General features: G+C 64.0%; 1 protein-coding gene (running past both ends of the window). It reads right to left on the bottom strand.

All 21290 nt of this window come from inside a single coding sequence — locus ACLMAJ_RS06260, LacI family DNA-binding transcriptional regulator, on the bottom strand. Of the gene's 140205 coding nucleotides, 104156 precede the window and 14759 follow it; the stretch shown corresponds to coding positions 104157-125446, spanning codon 34719 (partial) through codon 41816 (partial); the first complete codon in reading order (the gene reads right to left) occupies window positions 21287-21289. Both the start codon and the stop codon lie outside the window.

Genomic DNA, 21290 nt, shown 5'->3' with positions numbered 1-21290 from the left:
CGAGTCGGCCGATCGCATCGAGCACCGCGTCGCGGTCATCGTGCCAAGCCGAGATAACCAGATCCAAGGCTTTGAAGCGGCCCGACGCCTCGTCACCATCGGCCGCGCTCGAAACGTCGCCGACCACAGCAGGAAGGCGCGCCATCACAGCGTTCAAGGCGCTGTCCAGCAGCTTTGCTACCTCTGCTCGGGGGATACCGTCCATCGCGGCTGCCGTCTTCTCCATGGACAAACCCTGGAAGTAGAGCAGCTCACACACCTTCCGCTGCTCGGGCCGCCGAAGACCAGCGATCACCCGCAGCAGCGCCGCGAGATCATCCGCCATCGCATCACGCACCCTCGGCGGCACCCTGTCCCGCACCGCCGACAACAACGCGGCATACTCCGGCGAACCCGCCGCCGCCAGCACATCCACACCAACCCGGAACACCGACCACTCCGGATTCCGCCCGACCTCAGCGGGAACGAGCGCGACCGAACTCCGCACAGCGCTCTTTCGTAGCTCCCTTACCCGCTCCAGCGAGATATCGTCCATCGCCGCCGCCGTCTCCTCCAGGGACAAACCCTGGAAGTACAGCAGCTCGAACACCTTTCGCTGCTCAGGCTGCTCGAGGCGAGCGATCACCCGCAGCAATGCCGCGAGATCGTCCGCCATCGCATTCCGCAGACTCGGCGGCACCCTGTCCCGCACCGCCGACAACAACTCGGCATACTCCGGCGAACCCACCGCCGCGAGCACATCCACACCGACCCGGAACACCGACCACTCCGGATTCCGCCCGACCTCGGCGGGAAGCTGCGCGACAAGAACTTTCGAGGCACTGCTCCGCAGATTTCTTACCCGAGTCAGGGGGATCTCGCCCATCGCGATCGCCGTCTCTTCCACGGACAGACCGTGCAGGAACAACAGCTCGCAAGCCTTCCGTTGGTCGGCGGACCGGAATCCGCCGATCACCCGCAGCAACGCCGCGAGATCCCCGGCCATCGCATCCCGAACCTTCGGAGGCAACCGGTTCTCTACCGCCGATAGCAACGTGGCGTATGCGCCAGAGCCCACCGGCGCGAGCACATCCACACCAACCCTGAACACCCCCGAGTCCCGATTCCGCCCGATCTCAATGGGAAGTTGCGCGACAAAAACTTTCGAGGCACTACCCCGCCGGTCGACCTCGCCCTGATCCTCAGCCTCGGGCTCATACTCGAGTTCGTGGGCTGGAAGGTCCACACCAAAGTCGGTCGCAACCAACTCGGCCAACCCGCGAATGGCCTTGAGCTCCAGCGTCCACACTATTTTCGTACTCCCACGCCCCAGGTGTCGCAGCACCGCGACCTCGGCCCGTGAGTGCCCCTGTCGGAACCGCAACACCAACCATTGCCGTCGCTCGGGGAGCAGCGCCGCCAGGCACTGCTCGACCACCGCCGCGTCCGCCGCCGCCAACACCTGATAGACCGGCGCGGATTCGGCTACCTCCGCTTCCCGCAATGCCGCGAGAATCCCAACGCGCAACCACTCGGACATCACCTCACGAGCAACCTCGCGCAGCCCCTCGGCCAGGCCAGGTCCTTCGGCGATCGCTTCGAGACGGGGTGTGGCAAGCCTGAATACATCCCGGGTTATCGCATTTGCCATCCGACGATTACGTACCTCGGACAGCACCATCGAGAAAATCTCCGGCCCGAACTCGGCGGCCCAAGCAGTGCCCGGAGGTGATTCCGGGGTATCCGGAGCGCCCTGCTCACCCGCGCTCGGCTCGGCCGATGCCGACCGCCCATCATCAGGATCCCGACCGAAAATCCTTCTCAGCGGCAACGGCTCTCGCGTGCCCAAACCCTCGACAACCCGGCCGTGCTCGTCGATCACCGCCGCCCACACCCCGGTCGGTTCAGGACGACCCTTGATCCACTCCGTGAAGTCCGCATCCACGTCACCCTGGCGAACCACAACCCGACCACCACCCACATGCACCAACAACACCGCATGCCCCATATCGAGGCCGTCATACACCTCGAACAACACCGCGGCAGCATTTACACCACGTCCAACCAACTCATCCGCCACCGCGGCCCGACCAGCGAAACCTTCCGGCCGATGCCCCAGCGCACCAACGATCTGCTCACCGGACACACCCTCGGAACCCACCAGACCCAACGCGGACCACTCAACCAACTCCGCATCGGGGTGCAGCTCCGACAGACCCACGAACGCAATCGGCACACACTCATTCGCATGACCCGGACGGTCGTGCGGCACCCCGAAGACCGGTTCGGAGACAATGGGCGCAGGTTCGCGCGGATGTGATTGCGACTCGACGGACTCCGCCGTCGAATGCACCGGCTTTGAAACAGCGGTTTCCTGCCGAGCGGTTTCGTCACCGATCAGACCGTTGACTGAGGTCTGTCCTTGTACTCGCACAACAGTGTTCGGCGATTCATAGGTCGACATCCCGGTGTCGTCGGCGACCCGGGCGCTGTTCGACCCGCGCTTCCCAGCACGAGGAAGCCACCACCAGCGCGGCTTCTGTGGCGTGGCGGCGCTCTCGGCCCGCGGAGCGTCGGCACTGTCCGAGGGGGGTCGCAGGACAACGACGGTGACGTCATCGACTTCGCCTGCGTCACACGCGCTCTGGACTACCTCGGCCGCGATCGCGTCCAGCTCGCCGGGATGATTACCGACGGCCTCGCGGAGCTCTCTCGGGCCGGACCACGCGGAATCGGACGACACAGCGTCGGACATCGTCTTCACCGCACCGTCGGTGACCGCCACCACCACTCCACCGCGCGGCACCATGATGGTTCCGTCCTCGGCGATCATAGGCACGTCGATGTCATCCGACACCAGAACCGTAGCGATGTACTCCCCCGGCACAATGTCCGCACCCGGCCCCGCCGGGATCCGCTCTTGCCGACCGAGAGCGTATTCGATGACGTGCTGCTGGTCGGCCAGCCATGGGTGCCGTTCGAGCGCCTCGGCCTCGGTTATTCCGTTCTCCATCGCGTAAACCCGCAGGGGCGAGTGGTCGTCGGTCAACCACATGGCGCGTCGCCCGTCGGCGGACACCCAACCCACCCGACTGTCCCCGACCCACCCGACGGTGAACCGATCCGATTCCGCGATCACGACCGCGGCAGTGCACTGCGGCTTGTCTATCGAATCGGCGTATTCGGGCCGCCGCCCGAGGGTCTGAGCCTTCAGCTGGAGGTGGTGCAACGCGTCCCGCAGCAGCGCTTCCCGGGTGCGTTTGCGGCCGAACCGTGCGCTCGGCCACTTCACTTCCAGGTAGGCACCCAGTTCGGTCGCTGCCGTCTGCGCGACACGATGCCCGTCCGGCGCACCGCTCACCCCGTCGAACACCCCGGCGACCACCACTGGTTTTCCAGCCCGAGTGAACTCCGCGACCATCATCGCGTCCTCGTTGCGTTCGGGGTGCGACACTCCCCGCTGACTGTTCCCTGCGCTCGACCGGGTTTCTCCGGTCAAGCGCTCGGCTCGTTCGGGTGCCTCGAGCTCCTCGACCGGTCGACCATCCTGGTCACGCAGCCCGTGTTTCGGCCCGAAGGTAGTCGCGGTCGAGCGGTCGGGCCTCCCCACAGCATTCGGCTGCTCGTAGGCGACCGCGCTATCACCGGACGACGACACCCCGACGTCGTCCGGGTCAGGCGCGGAAGTCCATGCGATGCCCAGCGTTTCGGCCAAGTGGCGGACACTTGCCTCCGGTGCGGAGACGAGTCCCCACAGCTGCTGGAGGCGAGGCAAGTTCGCGCACACGTCGCGGAGAGCCTCGGCCTGTCGTTCGGGATCCAGCTGTCCCCGTGACAATTCGACGATGGTGGTGATGGTGTCCGTTATCCGAAGGAAGTCGTCGTATACCTGGATGTTTGCGCCCGCGCCCGGCACTGCGGCGGAGGTTGTTCCGGGGCGGTAGCTCAGGCTCGCCCGATCGAAGTCGCGATCTCCGTACCGGGCGGAATCGAATCCGGTATAGCCGCTGACACTTCCGTTCTCGACCAGAATATGTTCGCGAGTGAGACGACCGTGGATCAATTGGAGTTCCGATGCCGCCATGGTTTCGGCGGCATCGAGCATCGGCTGGTAGGGGTTCCTGGGAAAGCCGAGCGCGTCGAATGCCGCTACCACGGCCGGATCATTGCGATTGCGCTGGTAATTCGACATCGCCTCATCGGCCAGGCGGCACGCGAATTCCTTCGTGTCCTGTGCGAGCGGCACAGTACCGGTCAACTCGCTCAGCACCGCACGCGGCACCTGTTCGAGTTCGCGCAGTAGATCTTCCGCGGCGGCGGCGACCATGTCGAACATCAACCCGAACTCGTGCGCGGGCAACGGCCTGCCCGGCAAAAGGCGCCCGACAGTGACGGTCACCGCACTTGCCCCGTGCCTGGACAGAACATCGACCTGGTCGAGGACATGCAGCAGTCGTGGCACCCGTTCGTCGACAAAGGGCGAGATGGCAGGCAACAGCAGATGCGCGGGGAACTCCGGGCTGACCCCGGGTTCGTCGACCGGTGTGCCCTCGACCTCGAGGACCAGATCGCCGATCCTCCTACTACTGTGCTCGGTCCCATCCCATTGACTGAGCCCGAGCCTCGCGTGCGACAGCAGGATTCGCGCTTCGGTCTCGGACATCTCGGGGCGGGGATCCGCGTCCGTGCCAAGGTGTCGATATTCAATCGCGGGCCGGAAATGGTTCAGCCCCAACCTCATTCGCGCCTCGGGCGACGGGGGCGCAACGGGCGGATCCGACGCCGTATCCGCCTTGTAGCCATAGACGAATACTCGCGTATCGGATTCGGGGAAGGCACGGGTCACGCGGTACCGCAGTTCTTCGACGAGAACGAGGCCCGGTGCTGCGGAATCTGAATCTGCTCGCCGCACCAAGGTGCCCGCGGGTACCCGCACGAAGGCGGTGTGGGTTCGGCCCGGCTCGTATTCATCGTGAAACAGCACGGCCGTCGAGTTCGCTGGTGTGCTGTCGGTGTCCTCGCGCATATGCTCGGGTTCTTCGATATCTTCGTCGGTCAGGTCGAGGGTGACCGCGATCAGGACATCGTGCGGCAGCGGACGGGGTTCATGAATGTCGAAGTGCTGCCGAATATACTCGGACGCCTCGGATTTGTTGTCGAAAGCTAAAGTGCCGCCACCTATTTCGAATTGCGCATGCGGAATCTTCTGCCAGATGGGGTAGTGAGCGAAATCGTCCTCGTCCTCGAGGTCGAGGTAATTGAACATGTCGGATGTGAAGTCATTCTGGAGCGTGAGGGGCAGGTCACCTGAGCGCCCCTCGAGTCGTGCCATGAGTTCCGTGGTGGGTGCGTCCCAAATCCGGCGGGCGTACCGCATTTCGGAATTGAGGTCCACGACCCTCTCACTCGATCCCACCCCGGCGAGCGCCCGGATCAACCTACTGATGCGAAGATAGCCACGATAGACAGCCTCGTTCGGAGTGATGGATTCGCTGCCGAGTGAGAGACCCAATGTCGCCCAGACGAAGTCGGGATCTGCCCACTTCACCTGGCGCCACCCAGTGAAACCGGACACTCGGCCGTTCACGAACAGAATGTCGTCGAACGTGAGCGCGCCAGGAATCAGCTGAGACGGATTCGGGCGCAAGGCGCCCGCCAATGCCAGGATCGGCGCGAAGGGCTGGTCGGGAAGTTTGTGAGCGGCGAGCCGTTCCCGGTGCTCCCGCAGAAACCGCATGTCCTCCTGTACGAGTTGGTTCAGGAGCTGCGCGGGGCTTTCGGCAACCAGCCCGCCGAAAGACTCCGGCCTCGGCACTTGCCGCAGCTGCTCCAGCAATGCTCGCACCGGAGCGGCAACTTCACCAACCACCCGCATCCGATCCAACATGGACGCCGGATGCCCCGGCAGGCGCTCTTCGACGACCAGCGGCCCCTGGCCCTCTTCCGGCACTGTCGGTTCCAGAACGAACAGCGGGCGGGGCACCCGCCGCACCCCATGGCGGTGCATGAGCGCAAGCAGCTCGGGCTCCCCGCCCCGCTCATGGCCGCCGCGTCCGAATCCGGCAGGAACTTCGTGGTCTGGACGGTCGCCGACCACGCAGAAACCGTCACCGACGATGACAGCCCAGCGATGAGTGCCCTCGATCCGGCCGGCTTGCGTGACCGAAGCAATGTCTATCAACGACAGTGCTTCGTCCTCGTTCATCGGTATGGCCGAGGACTCATGATCTCCCAGCGTTCGATACGCCCGTGCCATCCGCCGTGGGGCTCGCACAGCATCGACACCGGTGAGTGCGTCGGGTGTACTCACCAACGGGGACAAAGTCTTATCCGCACTCGCGGTCCCGAAATACCGCATGTGCATCACGAACGTGAGCGATCGAGCCCAGCCCTCGGAGTTACTGTCCAATAGGGTGTCCTCGAAGTCCCCCGTCCAGTCACGCACCTCGTCGGGGATTTCCAGGTCGACGGCATCTCGACCGGTATGCAGGATCACCATCCGAGTCACCCGGTTCCACCATGGCTCGTTGGTGCTGACCATCATCAGCACCACCTTGCCGTTGGAATTGCGCAGCGCTCGACCGACCAACAGCCCCACAAGCGCGCCCGCCGCGCCGCGTTTGACCCCCGGCCAACCTGCCATCGCTTTGCCGACGAAACCTCGGGTCGCCTCCTCGAGGTATTGGATCGCGTTCTCGTCGACGTTCTGGTCGTCGTCACGCACTACAAGGGTGGCCGCCGTCGGATTGGAGGCCGTGTCGACAACCAGCTGATGCTCGTCCCCCATCGCCCTTCTGACCAAATCCGCGCAGCCCCGGGTGGACTTGCCCACCATCTCCCGCACGGCGGCAAAACTGGCCATGTACGCGGTGTCCCGACTGAGATCGACCTGCCGCTCGAGGGCCGAGGGAACCGTGTCGTGCACCAATCGCTGCACATCCAATATGGCGCGGGCGATCCGCACATTGGGCGTCATATCGGCGCCGGACAGGAAGCCGGCCACGCCCCGGTGATCGAGGATCGCCTTGTCCCATGATCGTGGGCCGAGCAGCGCCAGGTCCCAATCCACCATCCCCCACGGGTCGATCATTGTGTTGTCCGGAATGTTGTCCCCGTGCAGCAGCGTGAAGTCCTCCGGTTCCGCCTCTTCGATCATGGCCTCGAGGCGATCGAACATGTCCAACGCAATCTCCGCCTGGGCGAAAATGGCCTCCGCGTCACTGTTTTCCAACAGGGTTTCGAACAGCCGTCGCTGCTTGTTCATGACCCACCGGAAAAACCCCTTGGTGTCCCGGTTTTCCGGCATCTCCTCCAAAAGCAGGGCCCGCAGTACTGGTTCCGGGATCTGATCCAGCTGTCGCCACATCTTTTGGTAACCGGCCATGACCTGTTCGCGCTTGCCGTGGTACTCGCTGGCGGTCGCCTGATGGCCGGGCAGCATGTTCGTGATCACGATCGGGGTGGACTCGGTCGCCACCCACCGGTCTCCCAAACACAGATCGGTCAATACCGCGTACGGCACAGGCACATTTTCCACCCCGTACTTCGCGAACAAGCGCTGTATTTCGTGCTCCCGGAATACCCGAGGGTCCACGCCCTGGGAGGGTTTGCGCATTCGGGTGAACAGACCGAGTTCTGGTACCGCGTAGTTGAAGTTGTTGTAGCCCTGTAGCAGAACGCCGTTGCGAAACCCTTCGGACAGAACTATTTTGGCGACTTCCTTCGGCATGGTCGGGCGGGAGTCGTCCACCGCGCCGAGCGGGCGGAACATAGAAGCATGGATCTCCTCGCCGGTCACTCTTCCGATGGCGAAGTCGTCCGTGGATTCACGCCAGGACAGGCGACCATCCGAATCCGGGACACCCACGGCAATTGGATGGCCCCGATTGTTCAGGAACAGCGCCAGCGCGCCTTCCGTGTGCAAACCTTCCGACGCAACGAAATCCGGAACAATCTCCCCCTTACCCGGATCCCGCAACTCGAACCGCTCCACTCCATTCTCAACCAGACGCACCAACCAACGAGCATGACCAAGAGCACCCTTCGCACCCGACAACGCGGGCTCGAACACCACCACCGCAATCCCATTACCCCGCCCCGAACCATCGGCATCCAACGCCCGACCCCGCGCCTTCAACCGCGCCAACGCATCACCCAACCCCGCCACATGCTGCGCCCGACCACCCAGCGCACCCTCCACCGCACTGACCAAAACCCCACCCAAACCAGCCCGACCCAACAACCGGATATCAGTACGGCCGAACCACTCCGCCACATCCGCAACCACCTTCGGACCACACTGATAATCCTCGTAATCGTTCCCTGAGACGAGGACAGGATCCGCGCCGCCCGCCACGCCGTCAGCGTCCGCCTCCGGCGACACGGGCTTCTCGACAATCCCCTCGGCCGTGGCGGGGTCGGTGATCCTCCCACGCCCCGGATACACGGCGCCGGCGGTGCGGTCGGCCCCAACGCGGATCATCCGTGCCAGCCAATCGGTGAGACCGACGACAGGCTGGGCGATGTCGAGCAGCTTGGGTTTGGATTTCTCGGGCAGCAGGTCGACTACGGCGTCCTTGACGTCGCTCACGGTGCCCAACAGCAGCTCCGGAATTTCACGAATGACGGTGCTGAGCAGGTATTTGTCGACGACCTTCATCATGTATTCCTCGGCAGCTCGACTGCCGATCATCGACCAGATGTAGGCACTGAGATACCGTGCCCGCAGGTATTCGTCGCTCTGGGCTGCGAGCCCTCGGCACCCTGGGAAGTGCAGCGCAGACCACAGGTCGTTCTTGAGGAACTCGTCGTTCCACCAGGCGTATTCCTCGTTCGTGAGGATCTTCGGCTCGCCGTTTTCCTTGTGTTCTCCGCGCATCTTGGCGTGGTCGTCCTCCAGCAGCGGTCTGCCCTGGAAGTACTGCATGTCGCCGAACAGGATCGACCACAGCTGCGGCAACTCGTCGAGCGATGAGGCGCGCAGGAACTTCGTGAACCTGCTGATCAAGTCGTTGATGCCCCGGGTACTGGCTTTCTGCGGTTCGTTCAGCGGCAGGGTCCGGAACTTCCGGACGGTAATCGTCTTACCCTCGCGAGTGATCTTCTCCTGCTTGATGAACAGGGTTTCCCAGCCGACCTTACGCAGGTGTAGCAGCTGATCGATCGACAAGCCCACCGTCACGATCAAGGCGAGTGTCGCGTAGACGGGCGCGCGTTTGATGACTCGGCCGAGCTCGAGGAAATCCTTTTCGGTGAGCTCGATGTCGCGTAGTTTGTCGGTTTTCCCCTCGGACAGCGCTTTGAACCACTCCCCCCGATTACTGACCCAGTCAGCGCCGAACGGCTCCCCGGGCTTGGGCCTCGGCAGGTCCTTCAGGTACCAGAAGGCCTCGGGGTCAAGTGCAATCAACTCCGCTATGGCGGCCTCGACCCGGGCCCAGTCTTCGGTCGACATGCCGGGATAGGGCCCCTGTCCGGAGGACGACTCTTCGCCGGACGCTGTCGCGTCGGAGGGGGGAACGTCGGTCGCTTGGCGCCGGATGTCCAAAAGACGTCGTCTCTGTGCAACGACGTTTCCCACGACAGTCGGCCAACTCGTCTCGTCGATGAAATGACCGACGGCGAAGTCATCCTCGGTCCCACGCGGACGCACCACACCATCCGAGTCCGGAACACCATCCTCAACCGGACGACCCTCATTATCCAAGAACAACGCCAAGCCAGCATCAGCGTTCATACCCTCCGGCACAACGAAATTCGGAACAACCTCCCCCTTACCCGGATCCCGCAACTCGAACCGCTCCACTCCATTCTCAACCAGACGCACCAACCAACGAGCATGACCAAGAGCACCCTTCGCACCCGACAACGCGGGCTCGAACACCACCACCGCAATCCCATTACCCCGCCCCGAACCATCGGCATCCAACGCCCGACCCCGCGCCTTCAACCGCGCCAACGCATCACCCAACCCCGCCACATGCTGCGCCCGACCCCCTAACGCACCCTCCACCGCACTGACCAAAACCCCACCCAAACCAGCCCGACCCAACAACTCGACGTCAGTACGGCCGAACCACTCCGCCACATCCGCAACCACCTTCGGACCACACTGATAATCCTCATGCCCCCTAACAACATTCGGCCGCTCGAACGCCGCCGATCCACTACCCACCTGATGCTGTCCCGATGCCGACTCGCGCGCGCCGACTCCGGGTTTGCCGGTGTCGGGATCGTTTCCCGTCGGCAATGTCACCGAGGGGGCGCCTGATTCGAATGGGCCTTTGAGTTTGCCCTTTTTACGTGGGGTCGGCTGGTTGGGTTGGGGTAGGTGGAGATTGGTGAGGTTGTCGTCGTCGTCGATGGTGAGTTCGGCGATGTAAGCCTTTGTGATATTGCGGGGGTGGGACTGTTGCCATTCCTCGCGGGTGCGGACGCGGGGGATGCGTTCGGGGTCGTCGGGGTCGTTGTCGTCGTGGTTGGCGATGTTGGTGTCGAAGATGACGATGCGGCCGCCGACATTGGTGACGGTGTAGGAGTGCATGTGCTTGCCGTAGTCGACGAGGATGACGACGGTGTCGACCTTGTTTCCGGGATTCTCGACCTTGTCGAGGACGTGGGCGAGCGGGTCGTCGGTGTCAGGGTCGAGATGGGTTTCGATCAGTTGGGTGGCGATGGCGTCCCTGAGGTCAGTCCACTTCTTTTGTCGTCGTTTGGGTTTGATTCCCTCGTTGAGGCCGAGCGCCCAGGTCGCTTCGGCTGTTTGGTTGATGGAGTCCAGCAGTTTCCGGGCCCTATCACGTCCGAAGAGGCGCTGCAGGACGGACCAGGCCGTGAGGGCGCCGAAGCCGACGGCGAGAGATGCGGAGGCAGGCTGGTGTCCCCATAGCGCCAGCGCGCCGCCGCCGGCCAAGCCACCCAGTGCGAACGTGGCCCTGGTCATCTGGGAGCTCAGGGCTTGCACCTGCCCCTGTACTTCAGTCGGGGTCTTTTTGCGCCAGTAAGTGTAGATAGGTATCCCGGCCGAGCCGAGGATTGCCCAGCCACCGGCGAGCGCCGCCGAGGCTATCCAGGGGTCGGTGGTGGTTGCCTCCACGATGGCGGTCCCGGCCAAGCCGACCAACCTGGCGTTGAGGAGCGTTTTGATCCGAAAGCTGTCCAACCACCTGGATGGTACGAAGTTTCCTAGCACGGCCCCGGCAGGGACGAGTGTCCCCACTACTCCCATCTGCGCGGCTGACATGCCGGAGTTGACGAGCAGCGACGTGAACTGGATCGACTGCATTCCCAGGTAGAGATTGGTGAGACCTAGGTTGTTGTTGATATTTCGCAGCAGGGAGCGGTGGCGGATAGTATGCGCGCCCGCGACGATCGAATCGCGCATTTCTTCCCGAACGCTGTTCGATCGCGGTACGGTCGAGAGATCCGGTACTCCCGACATTGTCGCCAGGTCCACGATGTTTGTGCCGAGATTGAGAAGGGGAGGAAATGCGGGACCGGCCGCCAGCAGGATGGGCCCGAATGCTCTTCCGATCACTCGGGTGGAGTTCATTTTGAGATTATTGAAGCGGGTAAGTCCTGTTTGCGCGTCGCCGGCCATCGCGGTGAGCACCTTGCTGGAACTGTTTCCGTAGAGGAGGGAGGCGCCTGCTTCCACGAATGTCGTCCCGATGAGTATGGGCACGGCGTACGAAGTTCCAACCGCAAGGGCGACAGTCGCTGTGGCTGCTGTTACCGCCCCCACGATCGCGCTGCCCGTCATCAACTTCCTAGGTGAGAAGTAGTCGGTCAGATATCCCGCGATCGGTGCGCCGACAATGTATGGCACGTTGACGAGCAACCCAACGGCACCCGCCACCCCAGGCCCGGCCTCTTTGATCATCCACAGGTCCAGCGCAGTTTGCATGATCGCGAAGCCGGTGTCGTTGAGGAACTCGGAGCCGAGGCGTGTCCCGACCTTGAAGTCGGTGCGAATCAGGTGTAGCAGTGATTCGTTCTTCGCCGCGGTGGAAGGTTCCGGAGCATCTGGGGATTCCGCCGGAGGCTCGGGCACATTGTGCTGTTGCCCATGTTGGTCGGGGTCGCCTGATCCGCTGTTCGGTGGGTGGTGATGAACGATGGCTGGATTCAATCCGTCGGCCCCGATAATGCCCCGCCGGAAAGACCGCTCGGGTGCGGCGACATTCCAGTCGCTGCGGGCGTGGCGTCCCGGGTCCATATCCAGCACAAAGGGTGCCGGGTGCGATTCCGCCGATGGAGCGGGAGAGACCCTTCTCTGGTCTGCGAACGTCTCCCCTGTGATGAATAGACCGACAGCAAAGTTGTCGTCGGGCCCACGCCACCGCACATCACCATCAGAATCCGGAACACCCTCGGGGATTGGATAGCCCTGATTGTCCAGGAACAGCGCGAGCGCGCCTTCCGTGTGCACATCTTCCGGCGCAACGAAATCCGGAACGACCTCCCCCTTACCCGGATCCCGCAACTCGAACCGCTCCACCCCATTCTCTACATGACGAACCAGCCAACGAGCATGCCCCAGAGCACCCTTCGCACCCGACAACGCGGGCTCGAAGACCACCACCGCAATCCCGTCGCCCTCCCCCGTCGCATCCAACTCCAGACCACGCGCCTGCAACCGCGCCAACGCATCCGCCAAACCAGCCACGTGCTGCGCCCGACCACCAAGCGCACCCTCCATCGCACTGACCAACACCCCACCCAAACCAGCCCGACCCAACAACTCGACGTCAGTACGGCCGAACCACTCCGCCACATCCGCAACCACCTTCGGACCACACTGATAGTCCTCGTAGTTGTTCTCAGGGAAGAGGATCTGGTCACGCGTGTCCGGTGAGTCGAATGACCCATTCGGCTTGTGGGTATCCGACGGCACGTGGGCGCTCGCACCGTCATCGGCCGGCGCTGCTGCGTCCGGCAGCCACGCGGCGACCAAGGGGATGGCTTTCGACCGGGCTCTGCCCCATGCCAGGGTGTGGCCCAGCGGCTTCGTGATCACGTCCGGCGACAGCCCGTCGACGAACCGCCGCTGCAGCAATTGCCACACGTCCGCCGACTGCTTCCCGTCGGGGATCCCCGCGACATCGTCTTGCCGACTTGGCGTCTGAACCGTTTTCCACCAGACCAGATCCCACAGCCGGCCCGATCCGGTCGCCGCGGGACGGTGCGGGACACGTTCGGCCAAGGCGGCTTTGCCAGCGCAAACCAGGGCTACGTTGTGCAACGCTGTAGATTCCACCCGGTTCTCCGGGTCGCTGTAGAAGCCGTAACTCTGGTGGATCGGTACGAGGTCGCGGACGCGGACTTTTAGTGGAGATGCCGCGGCGAGCCGAGTCGCGCCCCATGGTCCCGCCGGATCGACGCCGTGGCCGAAGCCGAAGTAGCGGCCTTTTTGCTCCGGGGCGTCCCCGCCGGCTTTCGTCACCGGATCGCGGTCGTCGGCCAACACGTACACGTTCTCGGCGCCAACGCCGAATTTGTCGGCGTTGTCCATCGGGACACCTGGGGAACCGGTGATGACGACCTGGTCGATGTCGTCGGCGAGCCGGCCGTCAGCGCCCGCAAAGCACAATGTGGTCGAGCCGTAACTGTGTGCGACGACGGTACGCAATCGTGGCCGTGCGGCCCCTCTGGGTTGTGCGGCCAAGGCTCGACGAGTTGCGTTGGAGGCGGCGATACCCGCTGCCACGACATCGCCACCTTGCTCGGCGAGCGCCGACGACCACGCCTCGCCAACTGTGGTCGGATGGTGATAGCCGATGTCGATCAGGGTGGCCATCTTGGCGTCGGGTACGTGTACCGCTGACGCTTTGTGCTGTGCGAGGGCGAATTTCGCCCGCTTCGCCAGTGTCAGCAGCGTGGTACCTACCCCGCCGATATGCCGGGTCTCGAGTTCGGCACGGTCTGCGTCGTCGATGGAAACCTTGACGCTGCCGTTGCCGTTGTACGCGGTCGCATCGAACTCGATCAATTGTACTGGGGGAGAGCCGATCTCGCGCACATCGTCGACGATGACCTCCAGCTGTTTGCGGAGTCCGACCAGATTGCGCAGATGCACGAGTTCCGGTTCGGACAGCCCGCGGCGGAGGAACCATCTGCCGGTGGACCTACGTTCCAAGAAGCCTTCGGTGTCTCGGGTGAGCGACCGAAGATTCGCTTCATTTCGCACCACGGCTGGGACGGGGGCGTTCCCGATCGCGTGGGGATGCACCGCAATCATTGCGGCTCTCGTCTCCTCGTCGGTCAGTGCGTGCCACCATTCCATGACTTTCGTCGCATGAGCCCGCGCTTCCTCGACCACTCGGCCGGGAACCACCGGCGTCGCCAGCGACGACACGGTCGCGTCCGGGCCCAGATGGTCTTTCAGCTTCGCGACCGCCTGGCGGGCAAGGCGTTGCTCCCTATCCGTGGGTTCCGGATCAGGCGGCAGGAACAGCTCCTGGCGGTCCAGAATCTCTTGCTCGATCTTGTCGAGGTCCGCTTCGGTAGGCACGTCCGCAGCGTTGGGAGGGGTAGGTTCCCCGTCCTCGGACACATCGTCGGATTGTCCGACTCGGCGCTCCCGCGGATCGGGGCCCGGGGTTTCCCCAGGCAACTGGAGCACGTTCCCGTCGGGGTCGAACGCCATCGCCCAAATGCGCTCCAGCTTGTCCACTTCCGGATACACCCCGGTAGTCCGCTTACCCGGGTCCAGCACCCGAATCAGGGCGTTGTTCCCCTTCTCGTCACATTGATACACAAGCTGGAACACATGACCGCTCACACCGTGTCGGTCGGTCAGCCGGGAGCCGTAGATCACATGCACGGCCACACCGTTGCGCTCGGCCGGGGCCATGCCTTCGACCAGCTCGCGCAGCGCCTGCTCCACCGCCTCGGGTGCATGGTTCGGATCGATCGGGAAATGCTGCGGACGAGCATCATTCGCGGCATCGGCATACTTCCCGACAGTCACACCCGACAACCCCGCACGCAAAACCTGAACATTCGGATTGCCCGTCGCATCCCGCAACACCCGCAAGTTCTCCGGCCCACACTGGCCACGCTCGTGCGCGCTCTCGGGAGCGCCCGTCGCCACCTCGCGGCCCGAGATATCAGGGCCTGCACCAGGAATAGGTGCCCCTACCAGCGGCTGCGGCAGGCTGCCGACCGGAGGTAGGGAGACCGGATCCCACAGACCGCTCAAACCGGCGAGCGGGAGCAGCACGGGATCGGTGGAGAGCTCCCGAACGGCCGAATGAACCTTTCCGGTGGCAATGCCATAGCGCTCAGTCGCCTGCTGCAACCCCGACCCCGACCCCGATGCGTCGGCCATCTCGTCGCGCGCGGAATACCACTCCGCCACCACAGCGCCGAAGTCCCACGCGCTCTCGAGCACGCTCTGGCGTTGCCTCGACCACAGCTCCTCCGGCACAGCCTTACCCAACAGGTCGGCGAACTTGCCGACCCTGGCCCCCAGTACCTTCTGGCGGTCCGTCGCCGCATCCAATACCTTTTGTGCGTCCTGTTTCTCGCGGTCGGACACGCCGGGACGGTCCAGCTCCTGCACATGAGCGGCCGCGGCGTCCATGTCCTCCCGTGCACGGTGGTGGGCGATCAGGTCGGACAGCCACGCCCGCAACGGTAGCTGGAATGTCTCACTCGATCGATCGAACGCCGCCGATACTCTCTCCGGTATTTCTATCTCGGGGAAGGTATCCTTCAGACCCTTTATTTCAAGCAGGATCGCCGTTATGACATCGACTTGGCAGGGTATCCGGAAGGGTGTAGGTCGTAACCCGTACGGAATATAGTTCTCCACGGAAATACGAGGCGTAACCACTCTGACGTGCCTGACGTCAGTGCAGTACTTCATAATCGTGGCCCGTACGCGTTGGGCGTGTTGGGGTGCGCAGACAAGAACGATAGAGCTGACGTCGCGCTCGAGCTCTTGCAGCAGTTCTATCGATTTGATTGCATTTTGTATGGTGTTTTTGGCGGCAGGTTCTATATGGATTCGATCAGTGTTCAGTCCGAGCTGCGCTGCAGCTAATGCGAATCTGTCGGCCTCGCCACGATAGCCGGAGAAAACCACGGGTGTGCGGTCGAGTCCATACTCACGAAGGGCATTTACGAGGACAGCCGGGCCGCCGATGTCCGGGCCGCCGAACATGACAACGCCACCATAGTTTTCACCAGGAATAACCTTGAACTCGGGGTCATCCCAGAGGAATTTCCATACCTCCCTCAAGTCGTCAATGGTCTGTTTTGTGTCCACCCCCTGCGCTTCGAGGTCTCGCATCCATTCAGGGCGTTGCGCGTCGTCGCCACCGGAGTCCGGCCGGTCGCCGGTGTTTCCCGGTTCATCGGTGTCGAGGAGACCGCGTTCCTCGAGCGCGAACGGCTGCTCTGGCTCGGACGACGCAGGCTCAGGATGTGTCGAGGAAGGACCGGTGATATCTGGTTCGGGTACCGGACCGGTACCTCCCCGGCCCCCTGGCGAATCACCTTCTCCCTCATCGAAATACAGCGCCAGGTAGCCGCGATCGGTTTCGACCGGGTTGCCGCGATCGGTTTCGACGGTGAGGTCGAGTTGCCGGGAACCCCGTGACCCGGACAGCTCCATGGTGAGCACGCCGTTGCCCTCGGTGAGGCGGGCGGCGGGGCGCGGGCCGATGCCGGACATCCGCTTCACGACGGCGGCGAAGGCTCTGGGTACTCCGGCGTGATCGACCCAGCCGGTCATCAGCTCGGGCACCAGCCGCTGCGCCAGCAAAGCCGGACGCTGTCGGCTCAGGTGCGCCCGAACCCGAATCGTGCCGTCGACCATCTCGACGTCGACGAGTCGGCTGCCGTCGGCGTCGCGGACCTGGAGGCGGCGGCCCGTACCGAGATGTTCCAGCGGCCAAAGCTGAGTTCCCTTGTGCTCCAATGCTTTTGTCAGTACGGCGGTGACGGCGGCCCGGCCGTCGACGCCGAGACTCGGCACCTGGGCCAGCGCTTCGGAGATCTGAGTCGCCGTGGACTTCGGTTCTGGTACCGCGGGGTGGGCCTGCTCATCGAGCCGGCGGGCGTGCGCGTCCCATTCGCCCAGCAAATCGACGGCCCGAGCGATCGGATCCACGGCCAGGAACCGCTCGCACATCGCGGCCACCCGGTCGGCGAACAGGAACCTCCTCGGATCGTCCACCGGCAAAGGGAACTGCTGTTGCAGCTGGGCCTGGCCGAGCAGGTTGTAGGCCTGGTCCGCGGTCACCTCTGTCGGGTCAATGCCCAGGAACTGCGACAGCGCTTGCTTCGCCTCATCCCGCTCCCGGACCAGGCCACTCATCAACGGCGAGCCCGGCCGCGCCTGCGCCGGATCGAGCGACTGCTCGAAGGCCAGAAGATCGCAGGTCGCGCGCTGACGGTCGGCTTCCACGAATGCGTCGATCGCGGCGTGGAGTGGACCGACCCGCGCGTCCCACCTGCGATAGGTGTCGATCGACGCGACCATGGCGCGGGTCCGCGGATCGGTGTGCCGCCGCAGCAATTCCAGTTCACCGGAGACCGGCCCCAGTTCGGCCAGCTTCTCGTCTGTCAACATCGCCAGTTCGGCCCGAGCCCTCGCTCGGTGCTCCAGAGCGTCGTTCCATTCCTGGACGAGTGCGGGCAGCCGTCCGTCGACGTCGAGCTCGGTCCTCCACGACTCGACATCGGAATCCGGCGCTACCTTCTGCGCGTCAGCGGCGGCCTGGTCGAAAGGCGCGGGGTCGATCGGATCGTGCCCGCGTGCGATGTTCCAGGCCGAACGATAGAACTCGGCGTAGGTTAGTCCGGCCAGTCGTGGTCCGACGCGCTCCAACAGCGGTCGCACGGCGGCGACACCGGCTTGTGTCGCAAGTTCGAGTTCGGCTGCCGATGGCGGGCGACCCTGGGCGGCAGCATCGAGGACACGCCGGAATGCCGCCATGTAGGCGAGTTCGATGGGATCCGGCGGCTCGCTGTCGTGGCCTACCGCCCGCAGTTGCCGCATCGCCTCGGCACGACCGGCCTGCGCCACTGCCTCCTCTTCGAGCCGCGCCGCGAGATATTTCGAACCATCCGGGTCCAAACCATCCGGGTCCATCACATCGTGAATGGCGGTGCCGTCGACGCGATCCAGGTCATGCTGGACGTGAACGGCGCCCGCGACCATGGCGGCGCCAAGTTCGGCGTCGGAACCGCCGACATCGAGCACCAGGACTTTTCTGGCCGGGTACAGCCGGTCGTCGGCGTTCGCTTCCAGCAGCAGATGAATGCCGTTGTCGCTCAGTATCTGGTCGGCCCACCGGCCGATCTCGGTTTTACGCAAGATCTGCCGAACTCGACGCATGCGCCGCGTCGAAGCCTGTTCGGCCAGGTCCAGCCACGGCACCTCGAGCAGCTGAGGTGCTGGCTGAGGTGCCGGATTCCACAGACGGTCCAAGGTCACCATGCCGTTCCAGTCGCTGGAAGCAGACCAGTACTCACCGTCCAGATCGGCCAAACCTTCCAGTTCGGGATGGGTGGCGATCGCGTTGTCGCGCAGTCGGAGATGAGCGCCCTCGTTGGCCACGACAACCAACCGCGGCCAATTACCAGTGATCACCGCGACGTGATCGGTCAGCAACATGCCAGGCTCGTGTTGCAGCACGGCGTGCAGCACATCACGTGCGACCTCCGCATCGACCGCAGCGTGGATAGCGGCAACGTCCCGCTCCGCCTCCGCCCGCCATGCGACCAGGTCACGAAGCAGTAGCGCGGCATGTTCCCGACGACGAGCCTCAGCAGGCGAGACCGGGCCGGGCGGGGTCGTGCGCTGACGTTCGAGTTCCCGCTCGACCGCGCGGTCCACCGTGGCGAGGTCCCGGCCGGCGGCACTTCTTACCAGCGCCGAGCGCCGGATTTCCGCCGCTATCTCCGGTGTGGTCGGCGTGTGCGCGTTCAACTGCTCGGCGAACTCACGGGTGGCGAACCAAAACTCACGCGCCGTTTGCACGTAGTGTCCGGGCTTGTCGGACGAGGTGAGCAGCTCTTCGAAGTTGTCGGGCGATGCGACGAATTCGTCGAACTTTTCGGCCGACCCTCCGATTTCCGCGAACAACTTCTCGGGGGCAAGAAGGAAAACTTCCAAGGCCCGGACCCCGGCCTGGTGGCCGGCAGCTGCCTGTTCCGACTCGGTGAGGTTCGGGTGAACCTTCAATGCTTCCTCGACAGCCAAGGCGTGGGCATTGGTGTAAACGAGGAAATCGAGGTCGTCCTCGACGTCGATGGTGTAGCCACGGGCTTTCAACACCAAAGCAAACAGGAACTGCCGGGCGAAAGCCCTCGCTTCGATACGCAATTTCGCATGAACGAACTCGTCGAGCGACATCGTGTAAGGGGTCGGCCAGGGAAGATCGTCATTGTCGACGGCGTGCTGGTTTTCGTGGATCAGGGTGATCGCCTGGGACAGCAGGTCCACACCCGGTGTCAGGATGAAACTCGTCAGCTCATGTGGGGAGAAGGCACCGGCCTGGTGCGACAGCAACTTCGACATATGCCGAATCCTGGCGATATCCAACAGCTTCCACGTCGGCCCGGCCTCACCCACAACCGACAACACCTGGTCGCCGATCGTGTCCTGAGACAGACCAACCCTGAACTCGAGGTCGGCGGCGTCGGCCCGTGTGCCGGGCAGGTCAAGCGGATTCCCCGCACCGTCGAACCCGATCGCCCACACCCCGTTCAGCTCCGCCAAAGCCTCCGGACCCATCACATCTTCGAACCGGCCGAACACTCCCTTGCCCGGATCTTCGATGTGAATCTCGCCGTCCCGGAACACCAATCGGAACGCGTGCCCGGCGACACCGTGCTCATCGGCCTTGTCGAAACCGTCGAACACCAACACCGACGCACCCTCGCGCTGCGCCTGTGGCAGTGACCGCAACGACCGCTCGAACCCGTCCACAACACCCCGATGTGGACGAGTCGGATCAATCGCGAACTGCCGAACCTGCGCCACGTTTCCACCCGCGATGCGCACGATGTCTTTCACCAACATGCCCTGCAAGCCCGGCGCGCCCAGAATGCCGAGTTCTTCGGCCTTCGGTATCTGGTCCGCGTCCACCCACGGCAGCCGCTCCAGCAACAACCGTCCGCACTGGTTGATGAAAGCCTTCGCCTCGCGCGCGCCGGTCGAAGCGTCGGGTGTGGTGTGGATAGTGGTGCTGTCCTCGACGGGAACCGGTGGCAGCTCCGGCATGGGCGCTGTGGCGACCGGCGGAACCGGCGGCGAGCCGAGCTGCGGAACCGGCCGAAGCGCAACCGTGTTCGCGGCCGCCGCATCCTGAGGCTGCTCCGCGGCATCTGGTCGCAGATATGCGGCGGCCCCTTCACCAGGCACTGACCCTGGATTGATGTCCGCGCGCGTTCGGGATTGCGAGTGTGCTCCGACTGGTGCCACTCCAGCCGGAGTCTCGACAACGATTCCACGCCGATCGGGCGTCCAACCGAGTCGTTCAGCCTCCTCCCGCACTCGGAGCACGGTTTCTGGCTTCGAACCACCGCGTGCGTGGACGACCCGGTCTGCGGCTACGACGCCCACGCCCGCCGCACGGGCCACATCTGCCAGGGTCACTCGGCGGAGCGTGCCCTGGTTCAAGTACCAACGAACGAGTTCGGGAGGAAGATTCCCGACCAACAGTTGAGCAATGCCGTACAGCTCGGTCTTGACGGCCTGCTTGCTGCGGTCGGTCACCTCGGCGACTTCGGCCATGGACAGGCCCTGCACCAAGTACGGCTCGGCGTATTGCCACTCGGTTCGTGACAACAGTGAGCGCAGCGCAGAAACCTCGTCCGAATTCGCCTGTACTGCTTCCAGTACGAACAACGCCTGACTGTCCGTCAAAACCTTCCCGGTCGCCAACACCGTCGCCAGCTGTGGAACAACCTTGTTTCGCAGCGTGGCCACGCGCCCCGGACGAAGCTCGAGCCGCGCCGCCGCCTGAGCATCGGTCAACTGCTCCAGACACAGCAACCCAGCGACTTCCCGGTGTTCGGGAGAAAGCAGGCCGATAGCGGCCACCACGGCTTCCCGGTGCGCGCCACGAATTGCCCGGAATTCCCTACCACGTGGCGGATGAACAACCCGACCACCGTGGTCGACCGAGGGAACCGGCGACTCGCCTTGCACACCGTCGACGACGATCCCCTGGCGGCCATGCCTCCAGCCGAGCCGTTCAGCCGCCGACCGAATCCGTTGCGCGGTATCAGGATCCGCTCTGCCATCGCTGAGCACACGTCGTGCGGTAACCGGGCTGACCCCCGCGTTACGA

Origin of the sequence: Nocardia arseniciresistens, assembly GCF_046764875.1 — a bacterium.
Taxonomy (GTDB): Bacteria; Actinomycetota; Actinomycetes; order Mycobacteriales; family Mycobacteriaceae; genus Nocardia; species Nocardia arseniciresistens.
The sequence above is the reverse complement of the archived record's forward strand: the minus strand, read 5'-3'. Positions and strand labels throughout refer to the sequence as shown.